At 69.8% G+C, this 18,853-nt stretch carries 16 protein-coding genes; 6 read left to right on the forward strand and 10 right to left on the reverse strand.

All coding sequences use genetic code 11. The annotated features are described in order from the left end of the window. The first annotated feature begins 68 nt into the window (after nucleotides 1-68). The 4 genes from JNB50_RS02825 (at nucleotide 69) to JNB50_RS02840 (ending at nucleotide 6,099) form a co-directional block, all read left to right on the forward strand. Nucleotides 69-1,373 (forward strand): glutamyl-tRNA reductase, encoded by a 1,305-nt coding sequence (locus JNB50_RS02825; protein WP_208038591.1) that lies wholly within the window; start codon nucleotides 69-71, stop codon nucleotides 1,371-1,373. A gap of 32 nt (nucleotides 1,374-1,405) precedes the next feature. After that, nucleotides 1,406-2,029 carry a GNAT family N-acetyltransferase gene (locus JNB50_RS02830; protein WP_208038592.1) on the forward strand — a complete coding sequence of 208 codons (624 nt, stop codon included), beginning with the start codon at nucleotides 1,406-1,408 and terminating at the stop codon, nucleotides 2,027-2,029. Nucleotides 2,030-2,094: 65 nt separating this feature from the next. Further along, nucleotides 2,095-3,483 carry a glycine--tRNA ligase gene (locus JNB50_RS02835; RefSeq protein ID WP_208038593.1) on the forward strand — a complete coding sequence of 463 codons (1,389 nt, stop codon included), beginning with the start codon at nucleotides 2,095-2,097 and terminating at the stop codon, nucleotides 3,481-3,483. 54 nt (nucleotides 3,484-3,537) lie between these two features. Next, the gene (locus tag JNB50_RS02840; protein ID WP_208038594.1) at nucleotides 3,538-6,099 is read left to right on the forward strand and encodes a phosphatidylglycerol lysyltransferase domain-containing protein; all 2,562 of its coding nucleotides are present in this window, start codon (nucleotides 3,538-3,540) and stop codon (nucleotides 6,097-6,099) included. A 33-nt stretch (nucleotides 6,100-6,132) separates the two neighbouring features. Here JNB50_RS02840 and JNB50_RS02845 read toward each other — a convergent pair whose 3' ends face one another. The 9 genes from JNB50_RS02845 to JNB50_RS02885 form a co-directional block, all read right to left on the reverse strand. Beyond that, complete coding sequence (locus tag JNB50_RS02845; protein ID WP_208038595.1) at nucleotides 6,133-7,017, reverse strand: hypothetical protein; 885 nt, start codon at nucleotides 7,015-7,017, stop codon at nucleotides 6,133-6,135. A gap of 86 nt (nucleotides 7,018-7,103) precedes the next feature. After that, entirely contained in the window at nucleotides 7,104-8,018 is a 915-nt protein-coding gene (locus JNB50_RS02850; protein WP_208038596.1) for a serine hydrolase, read from the reverse strand. Between the two features lie 159 nt (nucleotides 8,019-8,177). After that, the gene (locus tag JNB50_RS02855; protein ID WP_208038597.1) at nucleotides 8,178-10,154 is read right to left on the reverse strand and encodes a M13 family metallopeptidase; all 1,977 of its coding nucleotides are present in this window, start codon (nucleotides 10,152-10,154) and stop codon (nucleotides 8,178-8,180) included. Between the two features lie 32 nt (nucleotides 10,155-10,186). Continuing rightward, nucleotides 10,187-10,588, reverse strand: coding sequence for a hypothetical protein (locus JNB50_RS02860; protein ID WP_208038598.1), 402 nt, complete (start codon nucleotides 10,586-10,588; stop codon nucleotides 10,187-10,189). A gap of 297 nt (nucleotides 10,589-10,885) precedes the next feature. Then, a complete protein-coding gene (locus JNB50_RS02865) occupies nucleotides 10,886-11,362 on the reverse strand; it encodes a GbsR/MarR family transcriptional regulator (RefSeq protein WP_208038599.1) in 477 nt (158 codons plus the stop codon). A gap of 9 nt (nucleotides 11,363-11,371) precedes the next feature. Next, entirely contained in the window at nucleotides 11,372-13,072 is a 1,701-nt protein-coding gene (locus JNB50_RS02870; protein WP_208038600.1) for an ABC transporter permease, read from the reverse strand. Further along, entirely contained in the window at nucleotides 13,069-14,013 is a 945-nt protein-coding gene (locus tag JNB50_RS02875) for an ABC transporter ATP-binding protein (RefSeq protein WP_208038601.1), read from the reverse strand. Before JNB50_RS02875 ends, JNB50_RS02870 begins: the two co-directional genes overlap by 4 nt. Before the next feature lie 92 nt (nucleotides 14,014-14,105). Next, entirely contained in the window at nucleotides 14,106-14,873 is a 768-nt protein-coding gene (locus JNB50_RS02880) for an HNH endonuclease family protein (protein WP_307794579.1), read from the reverse strand. After that, complete coding sequence (locus tag JNB50_RS02885) at nucleotides 14,870-15,490, reverse strand: hypothetical protein (RefSeq protein WP_208038602.1); 621 nt, start codon at nucleotides 15,488-15,490, stop codon at nucleotides 14,870-14,872. The genes JNB50_RS02880 and JNB50_RS02885 overlap by 4 nt, the downstream gene beginning before the upstream one ends. 75 nt (nucleotides 15,491-15,565) lie before the next feature. Between JNB50_RS02885 and JNB50_RS02890 the strand changes: the two genes are divergently transcribed. Further along, nucleotides 15,566-16,900 carry an MATE family efflux transporter gene (locus JNB50_RS02890; RefSeq protein ID WP_307794580.1) on the forward strand — a complete coding sequence of 445 codons (1,335 nt, stop codon included), beginning with the start codon at nucleotides 15,566-15,568 and terminating at the stop codon, nucleotides 16,898-16,900. A 560-nt stretch (nucleotides 16,901-17,460) separates the two neighbouring features. Beyond that, complete coding sequence (locus JNB50_RS02895; protein ID WP_208038603.1) at nucleotides 17,461-17,616, forward strand: hypothetical protein; 156 nt, start codon at nucleotides 17,461-17,463, stop codon at nucleotides 17,614-17,616. A 26-nt stretch (nucleotides 17,617-17,642) separates the two neighbouring features. Here JNB50_RS02895 and JNB50_RS02900 read toward each other — a convergent pair whose 3' ends face one another. Continuing rightward, nucleotides 17,643-18,851 (reverse strand): amidohydrolase, encoded by a 1,209-nt coding sequence (locus JNB50_RS02900; RefSeq protein ID WP_208038604.1) that lies wholly within the window; start codon nucleotides 18,849-18,851, stop codon nucleotides 17,643-17,645. Nucleotides 18,852-18,853: the final 2 nt, after the last annotated feature.

Below are 18,853 nucleotides of genomic sequence, written 5' to 3' on the forward strand. Positions count from 1 at the left end.
TCGCCGGTGGTCCTCTCGACGGGGTATCTCGATTCGAGGAACACCGACGGCGAGCGTAGGCTTTGCCCGTGCTTCTCTGCTTCTCGTCGAGCCACCGCACCGCGGAGTTCGACCTCCTCGAACGGCTCGAGCGCCACGCTCCGGCCGTCACCGCGGCACTCGCAGAGCACAGCGAACTCGTGAGCGGATCCGTCGTACTCGCGACGTGCAACCGCTTCGAGGCATACCTCGACATCGACGAGCCGCTCCCTGCGGCCCGCGCCGTCTCGGCAGAAGCCGTGATCGAGGCGGTCAGCGCCGCCGCCGGCATCAACTCCGACACGCTGCGCGCCTCCAGCACCGTCTACTGCGACGACGCCGTTGCCGAGCACCTCTTCTCCGTCTCGAGCGGCTTGGAGTCCGTCGTCGTGGGCGAGGGCGAGATCGCCGGCCAGGTGCGGCGGGCCCTCCAGGCGGCCCGCACGGCCGGCACCGTCACCGGTGACCTCGAGCGCGTCTTCCAGGTCGCCTCCCGCACCTCTCGCGGCGTCAAGAACCGGACAGGGATCATGACCGCCGGCCGATCGATGGTCCGCCTCGCGCTCGAGCTGGCCGAGAGCCGCATCTCCGACTGGACGCAGGTCAGGGTGCTGTTGGTCGGCACGGGCAAGTACGCCGGCGCCAGCCTCGCCGCCCTGCGCGACCACGGCGTGACCGACGTCCGGGTCTACTCCCCGACCGGCCGCGCGGCGAAGTTCGCGCTGTCGCACGATGTCGTCGCGGTCAAGGCGGACGACCTGCAGAACGAGCTGGCGGGCGCCGACCTGGTCGTCACCTGCTCGGCCGTCACCGAGCACGTCCTCACCCGCGACCTGCTGAGCGCAGCCATCGCTCTCCCCGGCTCCGCAGAACGCCGCCTGGTAATCGACCTCGGCCTGCCCCGCAACGTCGACCCCGCTGTCGCAGAGCTGACCGGTGTCGAGCTCCTCGACCTCGAGACCATCAGCATCCACGCCCCGGTCGAAGAGCTGAACGCCGCCGCCGACGCCCGCGAACTGGTCGACGCAGCAGCGGCAGAATTCGCCGCGCAGAACGCCGAACAGGCCGTCACGCCCGCGCTCGTCGCGCTGCGCTCGCACGTCTTCGGCGTCCTCGACGCCGAGATCGCCCGGGCCCGCTCGCGCGGCGACTCGTCGGAGCAGACGGAGGCCGCACTGCGACACCTCGCCGGGGTGTTGCTGCACACGCCGTCGGTGCGGGCACGTGAGCTCGCCAGGCACGGCGACGCGCAGGCGTTCGTCGACGCGACCTCCGCCCTGTTCGGGTTGGAAGTCGACGACGTGCCGACGACGCGTGCGCTGCGCGCCGTCGACGACGAGACCGCGGCATCCTGACGGATCACCCCACCACCGACCGAGGAGGACACGTGAGCGACGAGGCCACGATCACCACCGAAGCACCGCACGCCGCGACCGGGCTCCCGTACGCCGCGGAGACTCTCCGCACCGAGCGCCTCCTGCTCCGCCCGCTCAACAGCGGCGACCTCGAGAACGGGCACGAGTTCGAGCGGCTGAAGGATGTGGCCCGCTACCTCTACTGGGAAGTCCACGACCACGACGAGTCGGCGGAGCACCTCCGCAAGCGCATCGCCATGAACCGGCTCGCCGCCGACGGCGACGGCATCGTCTACGCCGTCGAGCTGCCGGACCCCGAGGGCGGCCACAGCAGGGTGATCGGCCACGTGAGCCTGTTCCTCAAGAAGGCCGAGTGGGCGAAATTCGAGATGGGCTGGGTGTTCCACCCGGCGGTCCACGGCCGCGGCTACGCCACCGAGGCGACCACCCGCCTCCTCGAGCTGTGCTTCGACACCCTCGGCGGCCACCGCGTGTTCGCCCAGCTGGACGCACGCAACGAGGCCTCCGCACGGCTCTGCGAGATCATCGGCATGCGGCAGGAGGCCCTCCTGCGCCAGACCGAGATCTTCAAGGGCGAGTGGTCGGACACCGCGGTCTACGCGATCCTGGAGCAGGACTTCCGCGCGGGCCGGTGACGGCTGCGCATCCTCAGTAGGATGGACGGGTCCCCACACCACCCGGCACCGAACAGGGAGCACCTATGGCCGCACCGTCGAGACTGGATTCCGTCATCACGCTGGCGCAGCACCGCGGATTCGTGTTCCCCTCCGGCGAGATCTACGGCGGCACCCGCTCGGCGTGGGACTACGGCCCCCTCGGCGTGGAGCTGAAGGAGAACATCAAGCGCGAGTGGTGGAACGCGTTCGTGCGGGGCCGCGGCGATATGGTCGGCCTCGACTCGGCGATCATCCTCCCCACCGCGGTGTGGGAGGCCTCCGGCCACGTGCAGGTCTTCAGCGACCCGCTGACCGAGTCGCTGATCACCCACAAGCGCTACCGGGCCGACCACCTGTTCGAGGCGTACGAGGCCGAGCACGGCCACCCGCCGGCGAACGGCCTCGACGACATCGCCGACCCCGACCACCCGGACAAGGTGGGCCAGTGGACGCCGATCCGTCAGTTCTCCGGACTCATGAAGACCTACCTCGGCGTCGTGGACGACGAGTCCGGCCTCCACTACATGCGCCCGGAGACCGCGCAGGGCATCTTCACCGACTTCGCCGCGGTGCTGCAGACCGCGCGCAAGAAGCCGCCGTTCGGCATCGGCCAGATCGGCAAGGCGTTCCGCAACGAGATCACGCCGGGCAACTTCATCTTCCGCACCCGCGAGTTCGAGCAGATGGAGATCGAGTTCTTCGTCGAGCCCGGCACCGACGAGGAGTGGTTCCAGACCTGGATCGACCTCTGCTGGAACTGGTTCGTCGACCTCGGCATCAACCCGGCGAACATCCGCCGCCTGGAGCACGAGAAGGACAAGCTCGCGCACTACTCCAAGCGCACCATCGACATCGAGTACAAGTTCGACTTCGTGGGCAGCGAATGGGGCGAGCTGATGGGCGTCGCCAACCGCACCGACTTCGACCTGAAGACGCACATCGAGCACTCGGGCAAAGACCTCAGCTTCTTCGACCAGAACAAGAACGAGCGCTACGTGCCCTACGTGATCGAGCCGTCGTTCGGTCTCACCCGCGCCCTGATGGCGTTCCTGGTCGACGCGTACGACGAGGAGGAGGTGCCGAACGCCAAGGGCGGCACCGACAAGCGCACGGTACTGCACCTCGACCCGCGCCTCGCTCCCGTCAAGGTCGCCGTCCTCCCGCTCTCGCGCAACGAGGCCCTGTCGCCGCTCGCGCGCGGCCTGGCCGACAAGCTGCGCAAGCGTCGCAACGTCGACTTCGACGACTCGGGCGCGATCGGTCGCCGCTACCGCCGCCAGGACGAGATCGGCACGCCGCTCGCCGTGACGGTCGACTTCGACTCGCTCGAAGACGACGCCGTGACCGTGCGCGACCGCGACACCATGAAGCAGGAGCGCATCCCGCTCGAGGGCCTCGACCGCTACCTTGCGGAGCGTCTGCGCGAGATCTGACCTCCGCACACGGGCATCGACCGCTAGGGTGGTGCCCACCGCGACGGAGACACGATGAGCACGGCTCCCCCGAACACCGCACCGGCCACGCCGGCCCCTCCCTCACCGGAGCGCCCACCGGCGTGGGCGATGCTGCGCGCCTACGTGCTGATCGCGCCCGCGAGCGTCACGCTCGCGCTGATCGTGCTCGCAACCTCCATCGCCACCGGAACGCTCTGGAGTGCTGCCACCGTCGGCGGCGGATCGCTGGTCTGGGCGGCCGGCGTGCCCACGACGATCCACGCGGGCTACTGGTGGACACCGCTGACGGCGCTCTTCGTTCCGGAGGATCCCGTCCAGTTCGTCATCTCGTTCGTGCTCGCCCTCTCGCTCCTGGCCGTTGCGGAGCGGTTGCTCGGCACCGTGCGGCTCATCGTCGCCTTCCTCCTCACCGGCGTCGTCGGCATCACGCTGGGCGTCGTCGGACAGTGGGCGGCGGCGAGCGCGGGTGAAATCCTCGCCCGGGCGACGGAGTTCGACTTCACCCTCGACCCGACGATCGGGGTCGTGGGCGCGCTGATCGCGGCGAGCGCTTTCGCCAGCACGCTGTGGCGGCGACGCATCCGGCTGCTGACGTTCGCCGTCGTCGTGATGTTCGTGCTCTACAACGGTGACCAGAACAACGTCTACCGCCTCATCGCGGCGCTGCTCGGACTCGCCCTCGGCGTGATCCTCCGTCGCGGCCGGCTGCACAGGATGCGCCGCAGCTCGCACGGGGAGACGCGCAACCTGGTCGCCGCGATCGTGGCCATCACCGCCGTGGGGCCGCTCGCGGCGTTGCTGCCGCCAGGCGGTCTCGGCCCGCTCTCGTTCGTCGCAGCGCTGTTCCTGCATCGGCAGGTCGACGCGGTCTCGGTCCTGACGGCCTGCAGAGCGGTCGACACCTCCAACTGCCGCGACGAGCTCGCCGCCGTCGCGGTGCAGGGCGTCGGCCCGCTGCTGCTCACTCTGCTGCCGTTGGCGCTTCTCATCGTGACGGCGATCGGCCTCCGGCGCGGTCGTCACTTCGCCTGGCTGCTCGGGATCATCGTCAACGCGGCGATGGTCGTCCTCCCCTTCACCGCCCTGCCCGGTGGCGACGTCACCGTGCAGGTCGACGGCATGGACGCCCTGGCGCCGGCCATCGAGATCCTGCTCTGGCTGCTGGCCGCGTTCCTGGTGCCGCTCGCGACGATCGTGCTCCTGCTGGCGACGCGCCGCCAGTTCCAGATCCGGGCACCGAGGGACGCGGTCGTGCGCTTCACGATCCTGATCGTGGTCTCGTTCGCGCTGCTCGCGGTCGCCTACCTGATCGCGGGCCTCGCCGCCCTGGGCTCTTTCGTGCCGGAGGCGGGCATCGGCGACGTGTTCATGTCCACGCTGCGTCGCTTCGTACCGTCAGGTTTCGAGTCGGTGCTCGGCCCGGTGATCGTGCCGACGGCACCGATCGTGCTATTCCTCTACCAGTGGGTCGGCCCGGTGTTCTGGACGATCTTCGTCATCGGCACGATGCGGCTGTACCGCGCGACCTCCACGGGGCGAACCCTCGGTGACGAGTTGCACTTCCGCGAGCTCCTGCGCGCGGGCGGAGGCGGGACGCTCGGCTTCATGGGCACCTGGCCGGGGAACGTCTACTGGTTCTCGGAAGACGGGGAGGCCGCGGTCGCCTACCGCGTCATCAACGGCGTCGCCATCACGCTGTCCGACCCCGTCTGCCATCCGGAGCGCGCCGAGCAGACCATCATCGACTTCATCGGGTTCTGCGATGCCAACAGCTGGACGCCCGCGTTCTACAGCATCCACGACGCGACCCTGCCGGTGTTCGAGTCGCTCGGCTGGCAGAGCGTCTCTGTCGGCGAGGAGACGCTCATGCACCCGCAAACCTTCGACATGCAGGGCAAGGCGTGGCAGAAGGTGCGTCAGGCGCACAACCGCGGCGTGAAGGAGCGCATCTCGACGCTCTGGACCACCTGGGACGAGCTCGCCCCCCTGCAGCAGAGCCAGATCGTGTCGCTCAGCGAGCAGTGGGTGTCCGAGAAGGAGCTGCCGGAGATGGGCTTCACCCTGGGCGGCATGGCCGAGCTGAAGGACCCGGAGGTGCGGCTCTACCTGGCGTACGACCCGCAGGGCGACCTCCAGGCGGTCACCAGCTGGCTGCCGAGCTGGCGCGACGAACGCATCGTCGGGTACACGATCGACTTCATGCGGCGAGCCGACCGCAGCATCCCGGGCATCATGGAGTTCGTGATCGCGTCCGCCGCACAGCGGATGCGCGGGGAGGGCGTCGAGGTGCTGAGCCTGTCCGGCGCCCCGCTCGCGACCAAGCCGGCGAGTGCTCTCGACGACGAGAGCGCGGAGGGCGAGCCCGCGGTGATCGACCGCCTCCTCGCGTTCCTCGCGAAGACCCTGGAGCCGGCATACGGCTTCGCTTCGCTGTTCAGCTTCAAGAGCAAGTTCAACCCGACGTACGAGACCCTGTGGCTGGCATACCCCGACGCGGTGGCACTCCCCGCGATCGGCAACGCGATCGGCCGCGCCTACCTGCCGGACGCCAACGCGAAGGAGTATGTGGCGCTGGCCAAGACGCTGATGCGGTGAGTGCGCGGTTCGCTTACTCGGTGAGCGTCGCGTTCAGGCGCCGGCGGCCGGCGAGACGAAGCGCTCGGGATGCCGGACACTGACCGTGAAGGCGCCGCCCGAGGTCGAGTGGATCGTGACTCCGGGGCCCGACCGCACGATGACGCCCGTGCCTCTCCCGCCGATGCGATAGCCCCACCCTCCCCAGTCGAGGGGACGGATGTGAAGGGCCTCGACCGAACGGATCCGGTCGGCGCGGATCGAGTAGAGAGGGAGGCCGGGAATCGTCCCGAACACGACCAGACGTCGGGGCGACCGCGTGATGCGGACGACGGCGAACTCTGCTGCGACCACGGTCGTCAGACCGAGCCCGATCGCCATCCAGTTGGAGGCCTCCTCGCCCGCGGAGACGAGGGCCACGAACAAGGACCCCACCCCTGTGCAGGCGGCGAGAACGCAGATCACCGGCGAGAAGACGAGGTCCCGTGCAGCCTTCGCCGCCACCGGACGCATCCCCGCTTCGTCCCCGGTGTCGGCGCCTGGCTTCACGACCGTGAGCCACGCAGGCAGCGCTCCATAGAGGAACGCGAACGGCGTCACGAGGCCCCAGCCCCCGAGCTCCGGCGGGCTCTGCAGGTTGACGACGGCCACAACGATCCACACGGTCGCACTGAATGCGGAGAACCCGGATGCGATCCAGACACGTCGTCGCTCGCCGCGGCCCGCGCACGCCGCGGTCGTCACGGAGATCACGGCCGCGACGCCGAACACGAGAGCCGCCGGCGCCCATCCTTCCGCGGTGCTCCCCGACCACCGAGTGGCGAGGCTCGCGGGCAGCGGCGGCTCAAGTAGGGGCCAGGAGCCCAGGAGCACCAATGCGGGGGTCCAGACTGCGGCGAGCTGAAGGGCAGCGCGCGTGCGCGTTCTCGCTCGAATCATTGGGCTACCGCTCGTCCTGTGGTGAACGACCAGCGTAGCATCAAACTAAGGTGTTAAATATTACACCTTTTGCAAGCAAGAACTTCTCAGAACACGTACTCCAGCAGATCCAACCCCACCGTGCGCATCCCGTCGATGACGCCGAGCCGCGCCGGGAGGCTGGTGTCGTCGAAGTACGTCGAGACCGCGTACGTGACGCCGGCGCGCGGGCCGCGCAGCACGCCGACCTCGCTGCGGACGCCGGCGTCGGTGCCGGTCTTGTTGACCAGCAGGATGCCGTGCTCCGGGTGGCGGTGCGAGTGCGGGTCGAGGCCGAACGCGCTCGAGACGAGCGAGAAGTCGCTGTTGAGCGACAGCCACGAGATGACCTGGCGGCTGGTCTGCGCGTCGACGATCTCCCCTCGCGCAAGCGCCGAGAACAGCCAGGTCAGCTCGTTCGCACTGCCGACCGACAGCTGAGGGGCGTCGTCGGGGCCTCGGTGATCGCGCACCAGGTCGAGGAGGGCGGTACGGGTCAGGCCGAGCGACTCCGTGCGGGCGCTCACGGCCTCCAGGCCCACGCGGCGCAGGAGCACATTGGTCGCCAGGTTGTCGCTCGTCGCGCCGACCAGCGCGGCCAGGTCGGCCACGGGAAGCGCCGGAACCTGGAGGTGCTGCCAGATCCCGGAGTCGCCCGCCACGTCCTGGGGCGCGCGATCCAGCTGGACCAGCGGGCTCAGCTGCCCGGACTGCAGCCGGGCCGCGACCTCCACCAGGAGCAGCACCTTGCCGATGCTCGCCGTCGGCATCACCACATGGTCGTCGACCGAGAACAGCACCTCGCCGGTGGAGAGGTCGGTCGCCCGGGCGGACACCTGCACGCCCTGGACGGCAAGGCGGCCCAGCGCGTCGAACCCGCGGGAGAACACCTCGGGAGTGGCGGTTGCCGACCCGCGGTGCCGGCCGCGACGCGTGGTCACATGGCGGCGTCGGTGGTCAGTCTCCGGGGTCTGGATCGTCACGGGTTGCGCTGGGTCTTTCTTCCGAGTCGGGGCTTCGGCTTGTTCAGCGGTCCCCCCGGCCCGCGTCGCGACAGGGTGGGCGCCCCGACACGATAGGGATGATGTTACCCCGATCGGGGGGTCACCGAGAGACCTTTCGCGGGAGGGACCGCGACGGCCTCACCAGATCGTGACGCGGTCCTCCGGAGCGAGCCACAGGGCATCGGCGTCGGTCACCCCGAAGGTGTCGTAGAAGGCGTCGATGTTGCGCACGATCTGGTTGCACCGGAACTCGTTGGGCGAGTGCGGATCGATCGCGAGCAGCCGGATGACCTCCTCATCGCGCGACTTCTGCTGCCAGGCCTGCGCCCAGGAGAGGAAGAAGCGCTCGGCGCCCGTCAGCCCGTCGACGACCGGAGGCTGTTCACCGCCGAGCGACAGCAGGTACGCCTTCCAGGCGATGCCGAGACCGCCGAGGTCGCCGATGTTCTCGCCGATGGTGAGGGCGCCGTTGACGTGGTGGTCGGGCACCTGCGCGGGTGCGAGCGCGTCGTATTGGGCGATGAGGCTGCTGGTGCGCTTCTCGAACGCTTCGCGGTCGGCAGCGGTCCACCAGTCCTCGAGTTTGCCGTCGCCGTCGAACTTGGACCCCTGGTCGTCGAAGCCGTGGCCGATCTCGTGGCCGATCACCGCGCCGATCGCGCCGTAGTTGGCTGCGTCGTCGCGGCTCTCGTCGAAGAACGGGTACTGCAGGATGGCGGCGGGGAAGACGATCTCGTTGAAGCCCGGGTTGTAGTACGCGTTGATCGTCTGCGGCGTCATGAACCACTCGTCGCGGTCGAGCGGCTTGCCGATCTTGCCGAGCTCGCGGTTGAACTCGAAGAGGGCGCCGGCACGCACGTTGCCGATCAGGTCCGTCGGGTCGATGACCAGCGACGAGTAGTCGCGCCACTTCACCGGGTAGCCGATCTTGGGAGTGAACTTGGCGAGCTTGTCGAGGGCGCGGTCGCGGGTGTCCTCGCCCATCCACTCGAGTTTCTGGATGCTCTGCCGGTACGCCTCGATCAGGTTGGCGACCAGCGCGTCCATCGCCTTCTTGGCCGTGGGCGGGAAGTGCTTCTCGACATAGATGCGGCCGACGGCCTCCCCCATCGCCCCTTCGACGAGCGAGATGCCGCGCTTCCACCTGGCCCGCATCTCCGGCGTTCCGGTGAGGGTGCGGCCGTAGAAGTCGAAGTTCGCGTCGACGAAGTCGCCGGAGAGGTAAGGGGCAGAGCCGTGGATGATCTGCCAGGCCAGCCAGTCCTTCCACGACTCCAGGCGGTCGTCGGTGAGCAGGCCGGCGATGCCGGACGTGAACGACGGCTGACGCAGCACCACCTCGGCCAGTGCGCCCTGCGGTGCTTCCAGTCCCTCGGCCCAGCTGTCGAGACTCGCAGCGCCCCCGCTGTCGCCGCCACCGGCGAACAGCGCGGCCGCGTCGGCCCACGCGTAGAGGTTGTAGGTCTTCTCCGAGTCGCGCGACCGCACGTTGTCCCAGTGCTGCGCGGCGATCTCGACCTCGAGGTCGTAGACCCGCTGGGCTCGCTCGGGGGCGTCTTCGAAGCCCGCGAGCTCGAACATCCGCTGGATGTGGGCGGCGAACGCCTCACGGACCGGCGCGAACCGCTCCTCGCGGAAGTACGACTCGTCGGGGAGCGAGATCCCGGCCTGCTCGGCGAAGACCAGGTAGCGCTCCGGGTCGCCGGGGTCGTTGTCGACGAAGAGCTGGTAGAAACCGCCCACGCCATGCCGCTCCAGCCGGCCGAGCGTCTTCAGGAACTCCGCGATGCTGTCGACGTCGCTCGCGATCGCCAGCTGCGCCTCGATCGGCTTCGCCCCGAGGGCGTCGACGCGCTCCTCGTCGAGGAAGCTGGTGTAGAGGTCGCCGAACTTGCGCTCCTCCGTGCCCTCCGGTGCGCTCTGGGCCGCCTCCACGATCTCGCGCACGGCGGCCTCCGACTGCTCGGCGAGCTCCATGAAGGACCCCCAACGCGCCTTGTCGGACGGGATCTCGGTGCGCGAGATCCAGGTGCCGTTGACGTGCCGGAACAGGTCGTCCTGCGGGCGGATCGTGGGGTCGAGTTCGTCGGTCGCGATTCCGGAGGTGAGCGTCATGGGGCCAGCCTACGGTGCAGGCGCCCCGGCTGTCAGGCGCGCGCCGGGGAGGCAGCGCGAAGGCGCGCGAACGAGAGGAGGAAGAGCGCGGCGAGGATGAGCTCCGCGAGGATCGAGACGGTGCCGGAGAGGCTGCCGTAGCCGGCGAACGAGAAGCCGATGTTGACCACGGCGAGGAGGGCGTAGCCCGCGCCGAGCACGCCGGAGAGGAGCGGCCGATTCGTCATCCGCCACCAGGGCCGTGCCGCTCGCAGCGACTCCCCCGGTCCGCGGAACAGCCGCGACACGAGGTACCAGCCGATGACCTGGAGCACGGTCAGCACGATGGAGGCGACCTCCGAGTGCAGCGCATCGAACACGAGCGCCAGCACCAGGTTGACCCCGAGCAGCACGATGACGACGAGCGCCTTCTGAGCCGGACTGGTGAAACGCATGCTGCCCCCTGGTTGGTTCGAAGGCTAGCATTTCAGATTTTGGAGCCCAGCCCCGGATGGCGCGCCGGAAGCCGAACGGATGCGGTGCCACCCCGGCACCACACCGACAGACGGGCCCGAGTGTGTCGGCCCCCTAGATTCCGCATCGCCCCCGGACCCGGCCTCCGGCCTCCGCCCGGCAACCGGCGCTGCTGCCTCTCCCCAGGAGACAGCGCTGCGTCTGAACCAGACGCAGGTAAAACCCTATTGGTGATATTTGGAGTTTTGCAAATCAGGACGGGAAGCGGTGCCCATGCCTCAGCCTTCGGATCGCTGGGCGCGGATCTCCTCCCACTCGTTGAGCATGTCGGGGAGGCGGTCTTTCATGAACCGGTAGAACCCCGCCATGTCGCGCAGTCGCTCGGTGGCAGGGTCGTCCGGATCGTCGATCGCTGCGAGACCGGTCTCGGCCTGGTCGGCCAGCACACCGTAGATCGGGCTGTTGCGCACCATCAGCGCGTACCAGTCGGCGGGCATCTGGTAGAGATCCCGTCGGCTGCCGTTCTGAGACAGCCGGCGCACGATGCCGAGCGTCTGGAGGTAGCGCACCGCTCCCGAGATCGCCGCGGCGCTCACGTCGAGGCGCTCGGCGAGCTGGGCCGCCGTGAGACCGGCGGACTCGGTCACGGTGAGTGCCATCAGCACCCGCGCCGGCATCTTCGGGAACCCGGCGGCGGTGAGTACCGCCGCCGAGTGCTCCATCATCTCGGTGAGAGCCTGTTCGTCTCTGGCCACGCCGCTCCCCTAGCCGATCGCGAAGTCCCGGCGACGGATCAGCGCCGCGGACGCGGCGAGCGCGACCAGCGCGATGCCGAACATCCAGTATCCCCCGGTCCAATCCACTTTTCCGACGACGACCGGCGCGTCCGCGAACGGCGAGATGTGCCGCAGCCAATCGGGCAGCTTGATGAGCGCACCGAAGATGCCGATGAAGGCGCCGGCGCCGAGCGCTGCCCAGCCGACGGCGACGGTCCAGCTCGGCAGCAGCACGAAGACCAGCGTGAGCACTCCCAGGTACACGAGCGCGACGGGGAACTGCGCAGCCGCGGCGGCGAACGCGTCGTTGAACGACGAGGCCTTCTCCCCCGCCGCCACCGCCGACAAGCCGGCGGCGAGCGCGGCCGCCACCAGCACCAGCACGATCGCGATCAGGCCGACGAGCACGAACTCGAGCAGCCAGCGCACGCGCGAGAGCGGCGTCGCCATCATGACCTCCGCGGAGCCGCCCACCTCCTCCTGGCGCAGCCGGATGACCGCCTGTACGGCGCACGCCGCGGCGAGGACGCCGACGATCGACATGATCGCGGAGAGGAAGAGCGCGGTCATCGAGCCCGAGCCGCCCGCACCCAGGTGGGCGACGGCATCCCGGATGTTCGAGAGACTGGGGTCGTTCGAGATCGACGTGCTGACGACGCTTCCCAGCGCCCCCGCGAGCACCCCGGTCAGGGCGCCCCCGACGGTCCAGCCGAGGATGGTCGGCCACTGCAGGCGCCAGGCCAGGCCGAGCGGGCCGTTCAACGTCGGCAGCGCATCCCGCCGGCCCGCTCGCTCGGGCACGAGACCCGCTCCCGAGTCGCGGACCGCCTGAAGGCCGAAGACTGCCGCGATCAGCACGGCGGCGAGACCGAGCTGCAGAAGCAGCGGCCACCAGTTGTTCTGCACGTAGGGCGAGAACTGTTCGCCCCAGCCGATCGGGCTGAGCCAGGTCGGCCACCCGGAGACCATCGCGGTGCCGGAACCCGTGACGGTTCCGATGGCGTCGCCGATGCCGCGCAGCACCCAGGCGATCACCACGACGGCCGCGGCGTAGCCGTTCGCTCCGCGCGAGGTGCTCATGACCTGCGCGAGCAGGAGGCCCACCGCCAGGAACGCGATCCCGGCTCCCCCGACCGCGGCACCCGCCACGAACGATCCGTACGCGGGGAGACCGGAGGCGAGGAACCCCAGCGCGGTCGCGAGCGCCAGCACGATGTTCGCGAAGACGCCGTGCACCACCGTGGCGATCGTCGGCATCAAGCGCGACGCCGGCGTGGAGCCGACGAGCTCGGCGCGACCGGACTCCTCCTCGGCGCGCGAGTGCCGCACGGCGAGGAACGTGTTCATCAGCCCGGCCAGCAGGGCGAGGAAGGTGTAGATCTCGAAGAAGGTGACGGCGGCGAGGCTCGTCCCCTGGGGGAGGCCGCGCAACACCAGCACCGTCGGGTTGGCGATCGCGAGCTTGACCAGCTCGGCGCGCCCGGAGGCCGAGCCATAGGTCTGATCGATGCTCGCGGCCGAGAACAGCGCAAGGAACGCGATGCACAGGATCCAGATGAGCAGCTGCCAGCGGTCGCGACGCAGCCGCTGCCGCAGCAGGACGCGCAGGATCGCACCGCGGCCGTGCGCGGCCGCAGCGGAGTGGCCTCCCGAACGGGCGGTCGCCCGGTCGGCGGTGGTGGTGCTCATCGCGCCTTCGCCTCCTCCTCGGTCTGCTCGACCGCGGCCAGCTCGTCGCCGTAGTGGCGGAGGAACAGCTCCTCCAGCGACGGAGGCGCGACCGTCAGGCTCTTCGCATTCAGCTCGGCGAGCGCGGCGAGCACGGGCGGGAGGCCGTCGCTGTCCGCCGTGAACTTCACACGGCCGTTGTCGATGCGCAGGTCGTGCGCATCCGGGATACGGGCGAGCTGCTCCTGGGTCACCCCGTCGGCCGCGAACGAGATCTCGGTGCGGGTGAGGTGGCGCAGCTGATCGAGCGTGCCGGACTCGACGGTCCTGCCATCGCGGATGATGCTCACACAGTCGCAGAGCTGCTCGACCTCCGACAGGATGTGGCTGGACAGCAGGACGGTCGCGCCTTCGCGGGCGATGCGCGCGATCTCGGCGTTGAAGGTCGCCTCCATCAGGGGATCAAGGCCACTGGTCGGCTCGTCGAGGATGTAGAGGTCGGCCGGCGTCGCGAACGCGGCGACGAGCGCCACCTTCTGCCGGTTGCCCTTCGAGTAGGCGCGACCCTTCTTGGTCGGGTCGAGCTGGAAGACGTCGACGAGCCGCTTCTTGCGCTCGGCGTACGCCGCTTTGTCCGCTGTGCCTCCGCGCAGTCGCGCGAGGAGGTCGATCGCCTCGCCACCGGAGAGGTTCGGCCAGAGGCTGACGTCACCGGGGACGTACGCGATGCGGCGGTGGAGCGCGACGGCGTCACGCCACGGATCGCTCCCGAAGACGCGGGCACTCCCGCCGTTGGAGCGGGCCAGCCCCAGCAGGATGCGGATGGTGGTGGACTTGCCCGCGCCGTTCGGCCCGAGGAATCCGTGCACTTCCCCTTCGGTCACGGCGAGGTCGAGCCCGTTGAGTGCCCGCACCCGGCCGAATCGCTTCTCGAGGCCCGAGGCCTCAATCACTGTGCTCATACCCGGGACTCTACGCTTGTTTCAGTAATTTGTGAAAACTTCTAACGCAATCCTTACGGCGTGTCGGGGCCCGGTCGCGGCGTTCTGGACCGTCAGCAGCCGGCGAGGATGCGCCCCAACGCCGACTTCTCCGCCGGCTTCACCCAGAGACCGTACTTGGCCTTCACGCTGACCTGACGGGCTGCGTACTCGCACCGGAAGCCCACCGCCGGCGGCAGCCACGTCGCCGCATCGCCCGCGCCCTTGGCCTGGTTGGTCGGCCCGTCCACGGCGAGGAGCTCGAGCGGGTCGTTGGCGAGCTGGACCCTCGTCTCCTGACTCAGGGACTGCGCCCCGGTCTCCCAGGCGTCGAGGAGCGCGACCACGTGGTCGATCTGCACCCGAGCGGAGGTCTGCTGGCCTCGGGTGAAAGCGATGGTCGTGCCGGTGTACGGATCGGCGAGCGTGCCGGTGAGCACACGGCAGTCCGACCGTCGCGTGACGTCGGCGAGATCGCGGGCCAAGATGTCGTCCCTGGTGTCGCAGCCGTTGCGGTCGACGTCGAGCCAGGCCTCGCCGAACTTCGCGACGCGGTCGTATCCGGTGGCAGGCGCCCTGCCCTTCACCGGAAGGGCCGCGAGTGCGGCGCGCGCTGCTGCGGCGTCGAGGAGGCCGGGGGCCGCGCGGGCGCCGGGAGGAGGTGACACGGCTGGCACGGTCGAGCTCGCGGCTCCAGGCGCTCTGCTGCCGTCTGTCGCACCGCCGTTCAGTGCGGCGTAGCCTCCCGCGCCCACCAGGGCGATGAGCAGGGCGACGGCAGCGATCGGCCAGGGAGTGGCACGGCGCCGCACCCCCGAGCGCGCCGTACGGGCCGGCGTCACAGGAACGAGTCGTCCGCGAGCCCGCGGTGCAGCCCGCGTCGCGAGACGTGGACGCCCGGCCGTTGGGAGGTCGCGATCTCGCCGAGCTCGCGCATGACGCGCCCGTAGAACGGCGCGGCCATCGACGTGCGATAGGCGCTCGGGTGGAGGTCGGCCTCGTTGCGCAGCCGGATCTCGGCCCTCGATGCTTCGATCGGCGCGATGACTTTGGCGCCACCGCGATAGCGGATGAGCCGGTGCACCCACTCGTCGAGCGCTTCCGGCAATCCCGCGGGAACCCTGTCGTGCTCGGCGGCGAGCGATGCGCGGGGCGCGCTGTCGGGTGCCGTGGCGTACCGGTCGCGGGCCGACTGGTCGCTTGCACGCCGCTCGGCACGGAGGACGGCGAGGAGGTCGTCGCTGCGGTTGGCCTGCTGCGCCAGCACCTCGAGAGCCTCGATAGCCGATGTGTACTCCTCTTCATAGCCCGCGTAGTCGGAGGGGTGGGCCGAGCGATCGTGCGCCAGATCGGTGCGCGCGGAGGCCGCCTGGCTCTTCGTGAGCACGGTGCGCCCGTTGCGGACGCGATCGAGACGCCAGGACCAGGTGGACAGGAGTTCCGGCATCAGGTGGCTCATGCCTCCACTGTAGAAAGAGCCTCCGACACCCGGCCCGCACGACACGTCGGCGGTCCGCGGTAGCGTGGTCGAGCCGTGAACCTCCTCCTCCGCCGCCCGCTCGACCGGGAGATCCTCCGTCTCGCCGTGCCCGCGCTCGGCGCGCTCGTCGCCGAACCGCTCTTCCTCCTGGCCGACTCGGCGATGGTCGGCCACCTCGGCGTCGCACCGCTCGCCGGGCTCGGCATCGCGAGCGCGGTGCTGCAGACGATCGTCGGCCTGATGGTGTTCCTGGCCTACTCGACCACACCGGCGGTCGCGCGACGGCTCGGGGCGGGCGACGAGCGCGGCGCGATCGCGGCCGGGGTCGACGGCACCTGGCTGGCGCTCGGCCTGGGAATCGTGCTGGCCGTGGCCGGCTGGTTCGCCTCGCCGTTCCTCGTCGCGCTGTTCGGCGCCTCCCCCGAGGTCACGGCACAGGCCACGACCTACCTGACGCTCTCGATGCTCGGCCTGCCCGCCATGCTGCTGGTGTTCGCGACGACCGGCCTGCTCCGGGGTCTGCAGGACACCCGGACGCCGCTGGCGGTCGCCGTCGGCGGGTTCGGGGCGAACATCATCCTGAACTTCGTCTTCATCTATGTGGCCGGGCTCGGGATCGCCGGATCCGCGCTCGGTACCGTCGTCGCCCAGTGGGCGATGGTCGTCGTCTACGCGGTGATCGTCGTGCGCCACGCCCGCCGCGTCGGCGCACCGCTCCTCCCCCACCACAGCGGCATCGGCCGCACCGCACGCGCAGGAGGCTGGCTTTTCCTGCGCACCGCGAGCCTGCGGGCCGCGATGCTGCTCGCGGTGTTCGCCGCGACCCGGCTGGGGCCGGACGAGCTCGCGGCCTTCCAGGTGACGATGACCGTCTTCGCCACGCTGGCGTTCGCGCTCGATGCCCTCGCGATCGCAGCGCAGGCGCTCGTCGGCAAGGGACTCGGGGCCGGACGACTCGACGATGTGCGCGAGGTCCTCCGGCGCTGCGTGCAGTGGGGGATCGGCTCCGGAGTGGTGCTCGGCGCCGCGACACTCGCCCTCAGCCCGGTCGCGGCCGGCCTGTTCACGAGCGATCCGTCGGTCGCCGCACTGCTGCCGATCGCTCTGGCGATCATCGGCGTCAGTGCTCCCCTCGGCGGATACGTCTTCGTCCTCGACGGCGTGCTCATCGGGGCGGGCGACGCGCGCTACCTGGCGCTCACCGGGGTGCTCAACGTCGCGGTGTTCGCTCCCCTCGCCCTGGCGGTCGTCGCCTGGGGCTCGCCCGACGCCGGCGGCCTCGCCGCGCTGACCGCGGCCTTCGCGTTCGGGTACCTCGGGGCGCGGGCACTCACCCTCGGCCTCCGCGCGCGAGGCCACGCATGGATGCGGCCGGGCGCCGAGCGCTGACGCGGCGGCCTCGCGGCGGCCGCGACTGCCGCCACCTCGTCCCCGCCGACCGCGACATTCGTGACGAATCGGCACATTCGTGGCACGAAACACGACATTCGTCACGAAAGTGCGACACCGCGTCCGCCACTGGGCACGCGAGGAATCCACGACCCAACGCAAACATTCGTGACGAATCAGCACATTCGTGTTACGAAACACGACATTCGTCACGAAAGTGGGCCACGCCTCTCGCGTCCCGTGACCTGCGCCGAATCCCACCGGGCTCGCCGCGAGGATCGCGGCGAGTACGCGCCACCACCACATGCCTCACGACCTTGGCGCCACAAGTCACGACATTCGTGACGAATCAGCACACTCGTGGCACGAAACACGACATTCGTCACGAAAGCGCGACACCACCGCGTCCGCCACTGCGCACGCGAGGAACCCACGACCCAACGCAAACATTCGTGACGAATCGGCACATTCGTGGCACGAAACACGACATTCGTCACGAAAGGACGACACAGCATCCGCCACTGCGCACGCGAGGAACCCACGACCCAACGCAAACATTCGTGACGAATCAGCACATTCGTGGCACGAAACACGACATTCGTGAAGAACGTCGCGGCGCGCGGAGCGGCGACGCGCGCTTCGGCGTTGGCGATCTCGGCGCGCACGTCGACGAAGTCACCGCATTTGCGGCAAATGTGGCGTTTCGCGGTGCCTAGCGCCATATGTGGCGCAAATCAGCGACTCAGGCGAGCCACTCGCGGGCCGCGGTGACGAGGGCGCGCACTCCGGTGTCGATCGTCGGCTGCGCCAGCGGGGCGAAGAACGGGGAGTGGTTCGAGGGGATGTCGGAGTCGACTGTTCCCGCCGCCATCGCCGCGCGAACGGCCTCGGGGTCGCCGCCGCCGAGCAGCCAGTAGACCAGAGGCACGCCCGCGGCGGTCGCCAGGTTTCCGACGTCCTCGCTGCCCGCGATCGGGTCGGGTTCGAACACGGCCTCAGCACCGAACTCCGCGGCGAAGGCGGCGTTGACGCGAGCGGTGGCATCTGCATCGTTGACGGTGACCGGGTAGCGCTCGCCCCACTCGAAGGTGGGCTCCTGTGGTGACCCGCTCGCCTGCGCCTCGGCGCGGATGATGCGGTCGACGCCCTCCAGCATGCGGGTGCGGACCGCCTCGTCGAAGCTGCGCATGCTGATCCCGAGCGTCGCCGACGGAGCGATGATGTTGTTCTTCGTGCCGGCGTGCATGGTTCCAACGGTCACGACGGCGGTGTCCCGCGGCGCGATCTCACGCGAGACGACGGTCTGCAGGCGCATCACCGCCGACGCGGCCATGACCACAGGGTCGATGGTGGTCTCCGGGCGCGATCCGTGGCCGCCGCGCCCGTGCAGCGTGACCTCGAACGTGTCCACGGCGGCCATCGCCGCCCCGGGGCGCGCGCCCACCATGCCGGCGGGGAACGGCGTCACATGCTGCCCGAGCACGACGTCGGGCGCTGGCACCTTCGTGTACAGGCCGTCCTGCACCATCACCTCGGCGCCGCCGCCGTGCTCCTCGGCGGGCTGGAAGACGGCGACCACGGTACCTGACCAGTCTTCGGTGGTCGCCGCAAGCCGCTCGACGGCGCCCAGCAGGCACGTGATGTGGATGTCGTGGCCGCACGCGTGCATGACCGGGACCGGGTGACCGTCGTCGCCGGGCGCTGTCGCGGTCGACGCCCACGGCAGCCCGGTCTGCTCGAGGACGGGGAGGCCGTCCATGTCGGCCCGCAGCAGGACGGTCGGCCCGTCGCCGTTGCGCAGCACGCCGGCGACACCCGTGCGGGCGATCCCGGTGTGCACCTCGAGGCCGAGCGCAGTGAGCTGCTCCGCCACGATGCCTGCGGTGCGGTGCTCCTCGAACGAGAGCTCGGGGTGGGCGTGCAAGTCACGGTAGATGGCTTCGAGATCCATGG

Source organism: Leifsonia sp. TF02-11, from assembly GCF_017565305.1.
Lineage (GTDB): Bacteria > Actinomycetota > Actinomycetes > Actinomycetales > Microbacteriaceae > Leifsonia.

Excerpts from the sequence above, each read along its gene's own strand:
- JNB50_RS02885 (WP_208038602.1), bottom strand. The coding sequence starts at position 15,490 with ATGAGCCACCTGATGCCGGAACTCCTGTCCACCTGGTCCTGGCGTCTC.
- JNB50_RS02900 (WP_208038604.1), bottom strand. The coding sequence starts at position 18,851 with ATGGATCTCGAAGCCATCTACCGTGACTTGCACGCCCACCCCGAGCTC.
- JNB50_RS02855 (WP_208038597.1), bottom strand. The coding sequence starts at position 10,154 with ATGACGCTCACCTCCGGAATCGCGACCGACGAACTCGACCCCACGATC.
- JNB50_RS02845 (WP_208038595.1), bottom strand. The coding sequence starts at position 7,017 with ATGATTCGAGCGAGAACGCGCACGCGCGCTGCCCTTCAGCTCGCCGCA.
- JNB50_RS02870 (WP_208038600.1), bottom strand. The coding sequence starts at position 13,072 with ATGAGCACCACCACCGCCGACCGGGCGACCGCCCGTTCGGGAGGCCAC.
- JNB50_RS02875 (WP_208038601.1), bottom strand. The coding sequence starts at position 14,013 with ATGAGCACAGTGATTGAGGCCTCGGGCCTCGAGAAGCGATTCGGCCGG.
- JNB50_RS02835 (WP_208038593.1), top strand. The coding sequence starts at position 2,095 with ATGGCCGCACCGTCGAGACTGGATTCCGTCATCACGCTGGCGCAGCAC.
- JNB50_RS02840 (WP_208038594.1), top strand. The coding sequence starts at position 3,538 with ATGAGCACGGCTCCCCCGAACACCGCACCGGCCACGCCGGCCCCTCCC.
- JNB50_RS02860 (WP_208038598.1), bottom strand. The coding sequence starts at position 10,588 with ATGCGTTTCACCAGTCCGGCTCAGAAGGCGCTCGTCGTCATCGTGCTG.